This window comes from Azotobacter vinelandii CA, from assembly GCF_000380335.1.
GTDB lineage: Bacteria > Pseudomonadota > Gammaproteobacteria > Pseudomonadales > Pseudomonadaceae > Azotobacter > Azotobacter vinelandii.
Genome location: NC_021149.1, coordinates 847,106 through 859,200, shown reverse-complemented (window position 1 = coordinate 859,200; position 12,095 = coordinate 847,106). Strand labels below are relative to the sequence as shown.

Genomic DNA, 12,095 nt, shown 5'->3' with positions numbered 1-12,095 from the left:
CCGGCCGAGTCACTTTCTCTTTGCTCGCGCGAAAGAGAAAGCGCGCCCGATCATTCGGCCCCGGCTGCGCCAGGGTTCCCTCGCTCCGGCGCCGCTCCGGGGGCACGTCGCGAAGGGACGTCCCTGTCCCTTCGCGACTCGCTCGGCGTCCTGCCTCGCGTCCCCCTCCGCGACACCTGCGCTCGGCCTCCTGAACGGGAGTCGGTTCCGAGCTGCCTGAAAGCGCTTTTGCCCTTCTTGTGGCTCGGCCTGTCAGGCAACGCCGGATGCCCCCTTCAGGAGGCCGAGCGGAGTCGTCGTGGAAGGGGTCGAGCGGCAAGGATGCCGCGAGAGCCGCGATGGGCCATGGATGGCCCTTCGCGGCGGGCCCCTGGAACGGCGATGTAGGGAGGGAACCCGGAGCGAAGCGCAGGGCCGGATGAGGGGGTGGCCTTCTTTTGGGTTACTTTTTCTTGGCCAGATGTACAGACCGGAGACCTAGGTGACAGGTGTGCGGGGACATGGTTGACACTTTCGGCAGTGACCTGCCGAGCCAACGACCATGCCCTGGAACATTCAAGACACCATGAACCTACGAGAAGAATTTGTCCTGCTGGCCCAGCAGGAAGGCAGCAACCGCCGTGAGTTGTGCCGACGCTTCGGGATCAGCCCGCAGACTGCGTACAAGTGGCTGGTCCGATATGAACAGCAAGGGCGTGCCGGCCTGGCCGACCTTTCCAGGCGCCCCAAGACCAGCCCACACCTGACATCGCCCAGTCTGGAAGCCCGGGTGGTGGAGCTGCGCCAGGCCCATCCGTGCTGGGGTGGACGTAAGCTGAGTCGGCGCTTGCAAGACCTGGGGCATCCAGCCTTGGCGCCAAGCACCATCACCTCTATCCTGCACCGTCACGGACTGATCGATCCCCTGGCCTCAGAAGCGGCCGTGCCCTGGAAACGCTTCGAGCACGCGGCACCCAACGATCTGTGGCAAATGGATTTCAAAGGGTATTTCCAGACATCCGAAGGCCCCTGTCATCCACTGACCGTGCTGGACGACCACTCGCGTTTCAACCTGGGCCTGCGGGCCTGCGCCTGTCAGCGCCATGGCACCGTGCAGGGTGAACTGATCGGCATCTTCGAGCGCTATGGCTTGCCGGTACGGATCAACACGGACAACGGCGCCCCTTGGGGTGCCTCGCGCCAACCGGGGCAATTGACCGAACTTGCCATCTGGCTGATCCGGTTGGGCATCCGCCTGAGCTTCAGCCGTCCTCGTCACCCGCAAACCAACGGCAAGGATGAACGCTTTCACCGCTCACTCAAGGCCGAAGTCCTCAATGGCCGCAGCTTCCACACCCTGCACCAGGCCCAGGAAGCCTTCGACAACTGGCGTGTGGTCTACAACCACCAGCGACCCCACGAAGCCCTTCGGATGGTCACGCCTGTCACACGCTACCGAGTCAGCCCACGGACTTATCCTGTACAACTGCCCACCATTGAATACGGGCCGGACGATACCGTGGTGACAGTGAAGGCGCTTGGGGCGATCAGGTTCAAAGGACGCAGCTACAAACTCTCCAATCCACTGCGCGACCAGCCGGTGGCCATCCGTCCGAGCGGCGATACCGACGGCTTATACGACGTGTACTTCGTCCATCACAAGCTGATGCAGATTGACCTGCGGGAGTTAGCCAAAACTGACGCATAATCCGTCAACCATGTCCCCGCACATGTGTCCACCATGTCTCCGGTCCGTACAGCCAGACAAGAAAAAGTGACTCGGCCGGGGGGCCGAAACAGGGAGTGTCGGAGCACTCGGCAAACAGCCATGCCAAGGCTCACGCAGCCTTTCCAGTCCGATATCGGACGGGCATTCCATGCTCCCGCCCGGCGTCTCTGGCCGCGCCCCGCGCGCCTCCCTATAATGCGCGGTCCCTCGAATCCCCCAGACCCGATTCCCATGGCCAAGAAGCTTTTCATCGAAACCCACGGCTGCCAGATGAACGAGTACGACAGCTCGCGCATGGCCGACCTGCTGGGTGAGCACCAGGCTCTGGAACTCACCGAGAACCCGGCGGAAGCCGACGTCATCCTCCTCAATACCTGCTCGATCCGCGAGAAGGCCCAGGAAAAGGTGTTTTCCCAGTTGGGTCGCTGGCGCGAGTTGAAGAAGCGCAACCCGGCGCTGGTGATCGGCGTCGGCGGTTGCGTGGCCAGCCAGGAGGGCGCGGCGATCCGCGAACGCGCGCCCTACGTCGACGTGGTGTTCGGTCCGCAGACCCTGCACCGCCTGCCGGAGATGATCGACGCCGCGCGCAGCACCCGGCAGCCGCAGGTGGACGTTTCCTTCCCGGAGATCGAGAAGTTCGACCGCCTGCCCGAGCCGCGGGTCGACGGCCCCAGCGCCTTCGTCTCGGTGATGGAGGGCTGCAGCAAGTACTGCAGCTACTGCGTGGTGCCCTACACCCGCGGCGAGGAGGTCAGCCGGCCGCCGGAAGACGTGCTCGCCGAGGTCATCCACTTGGCCGAGAACGGCGTGCGCGAGGTCACCCTGCTCGGCCAGAACGTCAACGGCTACCGGGCCACGACCGCCGACGGACGCCCGGTCGACTTCGCCGAGCTGCTCCATCTGGTCGCCGCCGTCGACGGCATCGACCGCCTGCGCTACACCACCAGCCACCCGCTGGAATTCTCCGACGCCATCATCGCGGCGCATGCCGAGATCCCGGAACTGGTGAAGTTCGTCCACCTGCCGGTGCAGTCCGGCTCCGACCGGATCCTCGCGGCGATGAAGCGCAACCACACCGCGCTGGAGTACAAGTCGCGGATCCGCAAGCTGAAGGCGGCGGTGCCGGACATCAGCATCAGTTCGGACTTCATCGTCGGCTTCCCCGGCGAGACCGAGCAGGACTTCGCGCAGACCATGAAACTGATCGAGGAGGTCGGCTTCGACTTCTCCTTCTCCTTCGTGTTCAGCCCGCGCCCCGGCACCCCGGCGGCGGAACTGCCCGACGACACCCCGGAAGAGCTGAAGAAGCAGCGCCTGCAAATCCTACAGAACCGCATCTACCAGCAGGGCTTCGAGATCAGCCGGCGGATGGTCGGCAGCATCCAGCGCATCCTGGTCAGCGACTACTCGAAGAAAGACCCCGGCATGCTCCAGGGGCGCACCGAGAACAACCGCATCGTCAACTTCACCTCGAACGACCCGCGGCTGATCGGCCAGTTCGTCCGGGTGCGCATCGACGACGCCCTGCCCCACTCCCTGCGCGGCAGCCTGCTCGACTGACGCCCATGCGCACCTCCGCCCCGGCGGCTGGCACCCGTCGGATCGGCACCCGCCGAGCGCCGTCGGCTTCCACCCCGCCGCCGACGGCGCTATTCTTTTCCCCATCATCCTGTCGTAGGACGGCTGTCCTCTGAAACCCTTGAACGCACCCATAGAACCCCATCGCTTCACCATCGCTCCCTTCGAAGCCCGCCGCTTCGCCAATCTCTGCGGACAGTTCGACGAACACCTGCGCCTGATCGAACAGCGTCTGGCCATCGAAATCCGCAACCGCGGCAACCAGTTCGAACTGCTCGGCGAGCCGAAACACACCCAGGCCGGCGAGAACCTGCTGCGCCGCCTCTACCGCGAGACCCACGGCGTCGACCTGACCCCGGACCTGGTCCACCTGTTCCTCCAGGAATCGGGCCTGGAGGCGCTGGCCGACCCCCATGCCGAAGCCGGGGTCGCCCTGCGCACCCGCAAGGGGCTGATCCGCCCGCGCGGCGCCAACCAGCAGCGCTACGTCAAGGCGATCCTCGACAACGACATCAACTTCGGCATAGGCCCGGCCGGCACCGGCAAGACCTACCTCGCCGTGGCCTGCGCGGTGGACGCCCTGGAGCGCGAGCAGGTGCGGCGCATCCTGCTGGTGCGCCCGGCGGTGGAGGCCGGCGAGAAGCTCGGCTTTCTGCCCGGCGACCTGGCGCAGAAGATCGACCCCTACCTGCGCCCGCTGTACGACGCCCTCTACGAGATGCTCGGCTTCGAACAGGTGGCCAAGCTGATCGAAAGGCAGGTGATCGAGATCGCCCCGCTGGCCTACATGCGCGGACGCACCCTGAACAACAGCTTCATCATCCTCGACGAAAGCCAGAACACCACCCTGGAACAGATGAAGATGTTCCTCACCCGCATCGGCTTCGGCTCCACCGCGGTGATCACCGGCGACATCACCCAGGTCGACCTGCCGCGCGGCACCAGGTCGGGCCTGGCCCACGTGATGGAGGTGCTCAAGGACATCCCGGGGATCAGCTTCACCCGCTTCCAGCCCAAGGACGTGGTTCGCCACCCGCTGGTGCAGCGCATCGTCGAGGCCTACGAGCGCTTCGAGGAACTCAACCCGCCTCGCCCGCAGGGCGAGCGCCAGGAAGGACGCCGCGATGCTTGAGCTGGACCTGCAGGTGGCCAGCGTACGGCCGCTGCCCGCCGAGGACGATTTCCGCCGCTGGTGCGAACTGGCCCTGCGCCAGCGCAGCGCCGACTCCGAACTGACCATCCGCCTGGTCGACGAAGAGGAAGGCCGCGAACTGAACCGTACCTGGCGGCACAAGGACTACCCCACCAACGTGCTGTCCTTTCCCGCCGAAGTGCCGGAGGGATTGCTGGACATCCCGCTGCTCGGCGACCTGGTGATCTGCGTGCCGGTGGTCGAGCGCGAGGCCGCCGAGCAGGACAAGGCAGCGGATGCCCACTGGGCCCATCTGGTGATCCATGGCTGCCTGCACCTGCTCGGCTACGACCACATCGAGGATGCGGAAGCCGAGGAAATGGAATCCTTGGAACGGGACTTGCTAGCTGAACTGGGCTATCCCGACCCCTACGATGGCGACGACCTGCCCGAACCGGGCACCATGAGCGAAGGAAGATGAGCGACGATCGATCAAGCAACGGGCAATCCTGGCTGAGCAAACTGACCCAGGCCTTTGCCCACGAACCCCGCAACCGTCAGGAACTGCTGGAAATCCTCCACGAGGCGCACCAGAACGAACTGCTCGACAGTGAAGCGCTGACCATCGTGGAGGGCGCCATCCAGGTCGCCGACCTGCAGGTGCGCGACATCATGGTCCCGCGTTCGCAGATGGTCACCGTCAGGGCCGACCAGACGCCCCGGGAGTTCCTACCGACCATCATCGAGGAAGCCCACTCGCGCTACCCGGTGATCGGCGAAAGCCTCGACGACATCGTCGGCATCCTGCTGGCCAAGGACCTGCTGCCGCTCCTGCTGCGCGGCGCCGACGAGGCCTGCGCCTGCGAACTCAGGGGGCTGCTGCGCCCGGCGACCTTCGTCCCCGAATCCAAGCGTCTGAACGTGCTGCTGCGGGAGTTCCGCAGCACCCACAACCACATGGCCATCGTCATCGACGAATATGGCGGCGTCGCCGGCCTGGTGACCATCGAGGACGTGCTCGAGCAGATCGTCGGCGACATCGAGGACGAGCACGACGTCGAGGAGGACAGCTACATCAAGGAACTGCCCAGCGGCGATTTCGTGATCAAGGCGCTGATGCCGATCGAGGACTTCAACAAGCACTTCGACAGCCAGTTGCCGGTCAACGAGTTCGACACCCTCGGCGGCCTGGTGGCCCATGCCTTCGGCCATCTGCCCAAACGCAACGAAACCGTCGAGGTCGGCGACTTCCGCTTCCGCGTGCTGAACGCCGACAGCCGGCGCATCCACCTGCTGCGCCTGAGCCCGCAGCGCCACTGAGAGCCCCACCAGGGTACTGCGCCGCAGTGCCCTGGCCTTTCACCGGGCCGCCATGGCATGCCGCGGGCCGCTCCATTAAGCTTGCGCCGCCATTTTTCTGGAAGGACTTCCGATGCGCTGGATCACCCGTCCCGGCTGGCCGGGCAACCTGCTGGCGCTGGCCGCCGGCGCCCTGATGCCCCTGGCCCAGGCCCCTTTCGACCTCTGGCCGCTGGCACTGCTGTCGCTCGCCCTGCTCTACCTCGGCCTGCGCGAGGCGCCGCCGCGGGCGGCGCTGTGGCGCGGCTGGTGCTACGGCTTCGGCCTCTACGCGGTCGGCACCAGTTGGATCTACATCAGCATCCACGACTACGGTGCCGCCTCGCTGCCGCTGGCCGGCCTGCTCACCCTGGCGCTGATGCTCGCCCTGGCGTTCTTTTTCGCCCTGCCCGCCTGGCTGTGGAGCCGCTGGCTGCGCCGGAGCGACGCGCCGCTGGCCGACGCCCTGGCCTTCGCCGCCCTCTGGCTGGCCCTGGAAGGCTTTCGCGGCTGGTTCCTCACCGGCTTTCCCTGGCTCTACGCCGGCTACAGCCAGCTCGAAGGGCCGCTCGCCGGCCTGGCGCCGCTGGGCGGGGTCTGGCTGCTGTCCTTCGCCCTGGCGCTGTCCGCCGCGCTGCTGGTCAATCTGCCGCGCCTGCTGCGCCGGCCGCCCGCGCTGCTCGGCGCCCTCGTCCTGCTGCTCGCGCCCTGGGCGACCGGACTGGCGCTGCGCGGCCACGCCTGGACCGCGCCGGCCGGCGCGCCGCTGAAGGTCGCCGCGGTGCAGGGCAACGTGGAGCAGAACCTCAAGTGGGACCCGGAACAGCTCAGCGCCCAACTGCTGCTCTACCGCGATCTCACTCTGCAGCGCGCCGCGCCGGTCGACCTGGTGGTCTGGCCGGAAACCGCCGTGCCGATCCTCAAGGAGTACGCCGAAAACTACCTCGCCGGCCTCGACCGCTACGCCCGACCGCGCCACATGGCGCTGCTCACCGGGGTGCCGATCCGCCGGCACAACGCCCAGGGCGAGCCGCGCTACTACAACGGCATAGTCGTCGCCGGCGAAGGCTCTGGCACCTACCTGAAGCAGAAGCTGGTGCCCTTCGGCGAATACGTGCCGCTGCAGGAAGTGCTGCGCGGACTGATCGCCTTCTTCGACCTGCCGATGTCCGACTTCGCCCGCGGTCCGGCCGACCAGCCGCTGCTCGAAGCCCGCGGCTGGCGGATCGCGCCCTACATCTGCTACGAGGTGGTCTATCCGGAATTCGCCGCCGGCTTGGCCGCGCGCAGCGATCTGTTGCTGACCATCAGCAACGATGCCTGGTTCGGCTCCTCCATCGGCCCCCTGCAACACCTGCAGATGGCGCAGATGCGCGCTCTGGAGGCCGGCCGCTGGATGATCCGCACCACCAACAACGGCGTCACCGCGCTGATCGACCCCTTCGGGCGGATCACCGAACGCCTGCCGCAGTTCCAGCGCGCCGTGCTCTACGGCGAGGTGACGCCGATGCAGGGCCTCACCCCCTACCTGCGCTGGCGCGCCTGGCCGCTGGCGGGCCTCGCCGTCCTGCTGCTCGGCTGGGCGCTGCTGCGCCGGCGGGCCGAGCGCGCCGCGCCCGGTCCGGCCGTCGAGGCTCAGCGGTAGAGCAGCGGATAGGCCAGCCGCCCCAGCGCCTCGTTGAGCAGCAGGCCGCTCTGCCACAGCGCCCGCCCCTCCGGCAGCCAGCCGCCCAGCGGACGCCCATTGGGCACGCCGAGAAAGCCCGCCGGGGCCGGCAGCACGCTGAAACCGGCCCGCTCGAAACACCAGCGCGCCCGCGGCATGTGCCAGGCCTGGGTCACCAGCACCACCCGGCGGATGCCCTCCGCTTGCAGCAGCTCGGCGCTGTAGCGGGCGTTCTCCCAGGTGGTGCGGCTGCGCTCCTCGCGCCAGCGCAGTTGCAGGCCATGGTCCTTCTCCAGCACCTCGCCGAGCAGCGCCGCCTCGCTGGGCGGCGCGCCGAAGTGCAAACCGCCGCTGGCCAGCAGCGGCAGACCCGAGGCCCTCGCCAGGCGGGCGGCGTAGCGCAACCGTTCGAGCGCCAGCGGGCTCGGCTGGTCGCCGCCCCAGGCCGGATCGCCGCGTTCGCGCCCGCCGCCCAGCACCACGATGGCCTCGGCCCGCTGCGCCAGGCGCGGCCACTGCGCCTCGGCCAAAGCCGGCTCGCGCTCGATCGCCCGCGCCAGCCACTCCACCGTCACCGGCAGGCTTAGCAACCACAGCCCGCCCGCGCCGAGCGTGAAACAGGCGGCGGCCAGCCGCGGCGCACGCTGGCGCAGCCACCAGCCGAGCGCCAACAGGAGCAGCGGGCCGGACGGCGGCAGCAAAAGTTGCTTGAGCAGATAGCGAAGCGGCATCGGCACCTCCGGGCGAGGCGCGCAGCCTAGCACGGACGCCGCCGGCCGACCCGGAACAGCCGCGAGGCGCAGACCGGGCAGGCCGAGACCTTGCCGGTGCGGCGCCAGCGCATGACCCGGCCGCACAGGGCGCAGCACAGATGGGCATGGCGCAGCGGACGAATCCGCGCCGGGGCGACCGGGCGCCCCCTCGGCACGAGGCCGCGGACGGCGCGCTCCTGGCGCTCGATCAGCGCCAGCTCCTCGGCCGCCGCCTGCCAGCCGCGCAGCCACTGCACGTCCTGACGCAGCCAGGCGCGGATCAGCGCCCGTTCGGCGGGCGACAGATCGTGCAGCTCCAGCACCGCCGGCTCCGCCCCGCCGCGCCAGCGTGTGGCCTCGGCTCCGCTCAGGGCACAGGCGATCCGCTCTATCAGTCGCCGGTACAGCCCGCCACGCGCGCCCAGTTCGTCCATCCCACACCTCGACGTCGGGAGAAACGGCATCCTTCCCCTGAGCTTAGCGCCCGCCCACGCCGCGGTCGGGCGCTGCGACAAACGGCGGCAGAGCGCCAGCGGTGACCGTTGCGCGCCGGCCGGGCGTTTCCCATGGCCAAGCCCGCTCATGTATGCTACGGGGTTTTCCACGCCCCCTTTTCCAGCGCCAGCAGACCATGCACGAACAGTATCAGCCCCGCGAGATCGAAGCCGCCGCGCAGTCCATCTGGGACGCCCAGAAATCCTTTGAAGTGCGCGAGCAGCCCGGCAAGGACACCTTCTACTGCCTGTCGATGTTCCCCTACCCCAGCGGCAAGCTGCACATGGGGCACGTGCGCAACTACACCATCGGCGACGTGATCGCCCGCTACCAGCGCATGCAGGGCCGCAACGTGCTGCAGCCGATGGGCTGGGACGCCTTCGGCATGCCGGCGGAGAACGCCGCGATGAAGAACCGGGTGGCGCCGGCCAAGTGGACCTACGAGAACATCGCCTACATGAAGTCCCAGTTGAAGAGCCTGGGCCTGGGCATCGACTGGTCGCGCGAGGTCACCACCTGCAAGCCGGACTACTACCGCTGGGAGCAGTGGCTGTTCACCCGGCTGTTCGAGAAGGGCGTCATCTACCGCAAGAACGGCACCGTCAACTGGGACCCGGTGGACCAGACCGTGCTGGCCAACGAGCAGGTCATCGACGGCCGCGGCTGGCGCTCGGGCGCGCTGGTCGAGAAGCGCGAGATCCCCATGTACTACTTCCGCATCACCGCCTATGCGGAAGAGCTGCTGCAGAGCCTGGATTCGCTTCCCGGCTGGCCCGAGCAGGTCAAGACCATGCAGCGCAACTGGATCGGTAAGAGCTACGGCGCCGACATCGTCTTCGACTACGATCAGGCCTCCGTCGGCGAAGCCGGCCAGCTCAGAGTCTACTCGACCCGTCCGGACACCCTGATGGGCGCCACCTACGTCGCCGTCGCCGCCGAGCACCCGCTGGCCCAGCGCGCCGCCGCGAACGACCCCGCGCTGGCGGCCTTCATCGCCGAGTGCAAGGCCGGCTCGGTGGCCGAGGCCGACATGGCCACCATGGAGAAGAAGGGCCTGGCCACCGGCCAGTTCGTCGTCCACCCGCTGACCGGCGACCGGCTTCCGGTGTTCGTCGCCAACTACGTGCTCTGGGGCTACGGCGAGGGCGCGGTGATGGCCGTGCCGGCCCACGACGAGCGCGACTTCGAGTTCGCCAACAAGTACGGCCTGCCGATCCGGCAGGTCTATGCCGCCGAAGGCAGGGACTTCAGCGCCAGCGAATGGCAGGCCTGGTACGCCGACAAGGAAGGCCTGACCACCGTCGACTCCGGCAAGTACGATGGCAAGTCCTTCACCGAGGCCTTCGACGCCATAGTCGCCGACCTGGAGGCGACCGGCCACGGCGCGCGCAAGACCCAGTTCCGCCTGCGCGACTGGGGCATCAGCCGCCAGCGCTACTGGGGCTGCCCGATCCCGATCATCCACTGCGAAGCCTGCGGCGACGTGCCGGTGCCGGAAGAGCAGTTGCCGGTGGTGCTGCCCGAAGACGTGGTGCCGGACGGCACCGGCAGCCCGCTGGCGAAGATGCCGGAATTCTACGAATGCGCCTGCCCGAAATGCGGTAAGCCGGCCAAGCGCGAAACCGACACCATGGACACCTTCGTCGAATCGTCCTGGTACTACGCCCGCTACGCCTCGCCGCAATACGCCGGCGGCATGGTCGACCCGCAGGCGGCCGACCACTGGCTGCCGGTGGACCAGTACATCGGCGGCATCGAGCACGCCATCCTGCACCTGCTCTACGCGCGCTTCTTCCACAAGCTGATGCGCGACGAGGGCCTGCTGTCCTCCGACGAGCCGTTCGAGAACCTGCTGACCCAGGGCATGGTGGTCGCCGAGACCTACTACCGCACCCTGGAGAATGGCGGCAAGGACTGGTTCAACCCGGCCGACGTGGAGGTCGAACGCGACGCCAGGGCCAAGGTGATCGGCGCCAGGCTCAAGTCCGACGGCCTGCCGGTGGAAATCGGCGGCACCGAGAAGATGTCCAAGTCGAAGAACAACGGCGTCGACCCGCAAGCGATGATCGACGCCTACGGCGCCGACACCTGCCGCCTGTTCATGATGTTCGCTGCCCCGCCGGAGCTTTCCCTGGAATGGTCCGACGCCGGCGTCGAGGGCGCCAGCCGCTTCCTGCGCCGCGTCTGGCGCCTGGCCCACGCCCACGTCGGCGCCGGCCTGCCGGGCACGCTGGACAAGGCACGGCTCTCCGACGCGCAGAAGGAAATCCGCCGCGCCATCCACCTGGCCATCAGGCAGGCCAGCCAGGACGTCGGCCAGCACCACAAGTTCAACACCGCCATCGCCCAGGTGATGACCCTGATGAACGTGCTGGAGAAGGCGCCGGCCGCCGACGAACAGGACCGCGCCCTGCTCCAGGAGGGCCTGGAAACCGTGGCCCTGCTGCTGGCGCCGATCACCCCGCACATCTGCCACGCACTCTGGGAGGCGCTGGGCAAGGACGGCCTGATCATCGACGCCGCCTGGCCGACGGTGGACGAGACCGCCCTGGTGCAGGACACCCTGACCCTGGTGGTGCAGGTCAACGGCAAGCTGCGCGGGGAAATCCAGGTGCCGGCCGCCGCCTCCCGCGAGGAGATCGAGGCCGCCGCCCGCGCCAACGAGAACGTGCTGCGCTTCACCGAAGGCCTGGCCATCCGCAAGGTCATCGTGGTACCGGGCAAGCTGGTCAACATCGTCGCCAACTGATGCGCCGTCCCGGCGGCAAGACGCCGCCGGTCATTCAAAGGGGAAACCAGATGATCAAACGGAGCCTCGCGCTCATCGCCCTGACCGGCCTGCTCGGCGCCTGCGGCTTCCAGTTGCGCGGTACCGGCGAGACCGGACGCATCTCCTTCAGCGAACTCAACCTGAGCGCCCGCAACGCCTACGGCGAGACCCAGCGGATGCTGCGCAGCCAGCTCGAAGCCAGCGGCGTCAAGGTCTATCCCGGCGCGCCCTACGAACTGGTGCTGGCCCGCGAAACCGAGAAGCAGCGTACCGCCAGCTACACCAGCTCGGCGCGCAGCGTCGAATACGAGCTGACCACCACCCTCGAATACGAACTGCTCGATGCCCACAAGCAGTTGCTCGGCAACAACGAGCTGCAGGTGCGCAAGGTCTACGTCCACGACCAGAACAACATCACCGCCTCGACCCAGGAAGCCCAGCAACTGCGCGAGGAAATGCGCCGCGAGATGGTCCAGCAACTGATGCTGCGCCTGCAGCAGCTCACCCCGGACCGTATCGCCCTGATGGAGCAACGGGCCAAGGAGCGCGCCGAGGCCGAGGCACAGGCCGCGGAGGCGGAGCGCCGCGCCCGGGAAGAGCAGCAAGACGAGCCGCAGCAGTCGCCGCTCGAACTGCCGCCCACCCTCATGCCCTGA

General features: G+C 67.9%; 10 protein-coding genes. 8 read left to right on the top strand and 2 right to left on the bottom strand.

All coding sequences use genetic code 11. The features are described from left to right. The first annotated feature begins 541 nt into the window (after positions 1–541). From AVCA_RS04135 to lnt, 6 genes are all read left to right on the top strand, one after another. A complete protein-coding gene (locus AVCA_RS04135; RefSeq protein ID WP_012699574.1) occupies positions 542–1,687 on the top strand; it encodes an IS481-like element ISAzvi11 family transposase in 1,146 nt (381 codons plus the stop codon). 252 nt (positions 1,688–1,939) lie between these two features. Beyond that, a complete protein-coding gene (gene miaB, locus AVCA_RS04130) occupies positions 1,940–3,268 on the top strand; it encodes a tRNA (N6-isopentenyl adenosine(37)-C2)-methylthiotransferase MiaB (protein WP_012699572.1) in 1,329 nt (442 codons plus the stop codon). Between the two features lie 139 nt (positions 3,269–3,407). Continuing rightward, positions 3,408–4,418, top strand: a complete 1,011-nt coding sequence (locus AVCA_RS04125; RefSeq protein WP_012699570.1) for a PhoH family protein — start codon at positions 3,408–3,410, stop codon at positions 4,416–4,418. Further along, positions 4,411–4,899 carry an rRNA maturation RNase YbeY gene (gene ybeY, locus AVCA_RS04120; protein WP_012699569.1) on the top strand — a complete coding sequence of 163 codons (489 nt, stop codon included), beginning with the start codon at positions 4,411–4,413 and terminating at the stop codon, positions 4,897–4,899. The genes AVCA_RS04125 and ybeY overlap by 8 nt, the downstream gene beginning before the upstream one ends. Beyond that, positions 4,896–5,738 (top strand): HlyC/CorC family transporter, encoded by an 843-nt coding sequence (locus tag AVCA_RS04115; RefSeq protein WP_012699568.1) that lies wholly within the window; start codon positions 4,896–4,898, stop codon positions 5,736–5,738. Before ybeY ends, AVCA_RS04115 begins: the two co-directional genes overlap by 4 nt. 112 nt (positions 5,739–5,850) lie before the next feature. Beyond that, a complete protein-coding gene (gene lnt, locus AVCA_RS04110) occupies positions 5,851–7,401 on the top strand; it encodes an apolipoprotein N-acyltransferase (protein WP_012699567.1) in 1,551 nt (516 codons plus the stop codon). Here lnt and AVCA_RS04105 read toward each other — a convergent pair. Further along, on the bottom strand, positions 7,392–8,153 hold the full coding sequence (locus AVCA_RS04105; RefSeq protein WP_012699566.1) for a YdcF family protein: 762 nt from the start codon (positions 8,151–8,153) through the stop codon (positions 7,392–7,394). The two genes, lnt and AVCA_RS04105, sit on opposite strands and share 10 nt — an antisense overlap. 26 nt (positions 8,154–8,179) lie before the next feature. Continuing rightward, positions 8,180–8,608 (bottom strand): zinc ribbon-containing protein, encoded by a 429-nt coding sequence (locus tag AVCA_RS04100; RefSeq protein WP_012699565.1) that lies wholly within the window; start codon positions 8,606–8,608, stop codon positions 8,180–8,182. A gap of 197 nt (positions 8,609–8,805) precedes the next feature. On the opposite strand from AVCA_RS04100, the gene leuS reads away from it, so the two are divergent. Both leuS and AVCA_RS04090 read left to right on the top strand, forming a co-directional pair. Then, positions 8,806–11,418, top strand: a complete 2,613-nt coding sequence (leuS, locus tag AVCA_RS04095; RefSeq protein WP_012699564.1) for a leucine--tRNA ligase — start codon at positions 8,806–8,808, stop codon at positions 11,416–11,418. Positions 11,419–11,468: 50 nt separating this feature from the next. Then, on the top strand, positions 11,469–12,095 hold the full coding sequence (locus AVCA_RS04090) for an LPS-assembly lipoprotein LptE (RefSeq protein WP_012699563.1): 627 nt from the start codon (positions 11,469–11,471) through the stop codon (positions 12,093–12,095).

Coding starts and splice junctions, on each gene's coding strand:
- AVCA_RS04135 (WP_012699574.1), top strand. CDS start 542: ATGCCCTGGAACATTCAAGACACCATGAACCTACGAGAAGAATTTGTC.
- AVCA_RS04115 (WP_012699568.1), top strand. CDS start 4,896: ATGAGCGACGATCGATCAAGCAACGGGCAATCCTGGCTGAGCAAACTG.
- ybeY (WP_012699569.1), top strand. CDS start 4,411: ATGCTTGAGCTGGACCTGCAGGTGGCCAGCGTACGGCCGCTGCCCGCC.
- miaB (WP_012699572.1), top strand. CDS start 1,940: ATGGCCAAGAAGCTTTTCATCGAAACCCACGGCTGCCAGATGAACGAG.
- lnt (WP_012699567.1), top strand. CDS start 5,851: ATGCGCTGGATCACCCGTCCCGGCTGGCCGGGCAACCTGCTGGCGCTG.
- AVCA_RS04090 (WP_012699563.1), top strand. CDS start 11,469: ATGATCAAACGGAGCCTCGCGCTCATCGCCCTGACCGGCCTGCTCGGC.
- AVCA_RS04100 (WP_012699565.1), bottom strand. CDS start 8,608: ATGGACGAACTGGGCGCGCGTGGCGGGCTGTACCGGCGACTGATAGAG.
- leuS (WP_012699564.1), top strand. CDS start 8,806: ATGCACGAACAGTATCAGCCCCGCGAGATCGAAGCCGCCGCGCAGTCC.
- AVCA_RS04105 (WP_012699566.1), bottom strand. CDS start 8,153: ATGCCGCTTCGCTATCTGCTCAAGCAACTTTTGCTGCCGCCGTCCGGC.